Source organism: Streptomyces javensis (assembly GCF_039525925.1).
GTDB lineage: Bacteria > Actinomycetota > Actinomycetes > Streptomycetales > Streptomycetaceae > Streptomyces > Streptomyces asiaticus.
Genome location: NZ_BAAAIF010000279.1, coordinates 1 through 669, shown reverse-complemented (window position 1 = coordinate 669; position 669 = coordinate 1). Strand labels below are relative to the sequence as shown.

Sequence of the window (669 nt, the reverse complement as noted above, 5' to 3'; positions counted from 1 at the left end):
GTTTGTGTGGCCGGGGTGGTTGCACGGTGGGTTGGTGGGGGTGGCGGGTGCGGAGGGTGCGACGTTGTTCATGGCGTTGCATGCGGGGCTTGTGGCGGTGTTGGGCCGGTTGGGTGCGGGTGAGGATGTGGTGCTCGGGTCGGTGATTGCCGGGCGTGGGGATGAGGCGTTGGAGGATCTGGTCGGGTTCTTTGTGAATACGTTGGTGTTGCGGGTGGACGTGTCTGGTCGTCCTGGGTTTCGGGAGTTGTTGGGGCGGGTGCGGGCGGTGGATCTGGAGGCGTATGCGCATCAGGATGTGCCGTTTGAGTATGTGGTGGAGGCGTTGAATCCGGCGCGGACGTTGGCGCATCATCCGTTGTTCCAGGTGATGCTGGCCTTGCAGAACACCGCTCACACCGGTTTTGACCTGCCGGGGGCGGAGGGCAGGGTGGAGCGGGTCGGTGCGGGTACCTCGCGGATGGATCTGCTGATCAGTGTCGGTGAGCGTCACGCGGACGATGGCGCGCCTGCGGGGCTGGACATCACGGTGGAGTACAACACCGACATCTTCACCGAGCGGACGGTCGACGCGCTCATCCAGCGGTGGCGCCGTCTGCTGGAGCAGGCCCTGACCGACCCCGACCGGCCCCTCAGCGACATCGACCTGCTCACCCCGACCGAGCGTGC

At 65.9% G+C, this 669-nt stretch carries 1 protein-coding gene; it reads left to right on the top strand.

Features of this window, described 5'->3' with window-relative positions; all coding sequences use genetic code 11:
* Positions 1-669, top strand: a 669-nt coding sequence (locus tag ABD329_RS47950) for a condensation domain-containing protein (protein ID WP_425574493.1), incomplete at both ends; no start/stop codon positions are given.